This window comes from Photobacterium sp. DNB22_13_2 (genome assembly GCF_052873915.1).
This window is the reverse complement of record NZ_JBNNXU010000199.1, coordinates 1-254: the sequence shown is the minus strand read 5'-3', so window position 1 is coordinate 254 and position 254 is coordinate 1. Positions and strand designations below refer to the sequence as shown.

Sequence of the window (254 nt, the reverse complement as noted above, 5' to 3'; positions counted from 1 at the left end):
ATCGAATACCACCATTTCGTAGCGGTCGATGTCGGTCTCAACCAGCTCCTGCATGGCGATGTGGCGCATGTTCAGCGTTCCCTTGTCGCGCTCGAATACCAGGGTCTGGCCGATGGCATCCTCCTGGCACATGGCGCTGACGCAGGCTCCCAGTTGGTGCTCGAAGTCGGTGGCGGGCGAGATGAGGTCGGGAAACATGAGATTGCTCCTATGAAAACGGACCAGCCCGGCTCCAGGGGGAGACGGGCTGGCAC

Annotated in this window: 1 protein-coding gene; it reads right to left on the bottom strand. The window is 61.0% G+C overall.

Features of this window, described 5'->3' with window-relative positions; genetic code table 11:
* A partial coding sequence (locus tag ACVA58_RS28350; RefSeq protein ID WP_446513563.1) for a hypothetical protein occupies window positions 1-198 on the bottom strand: 198 nt, incomplete at its 3' end.
* Window positions 199-254 lie beyond the last annotated feature (56 nt).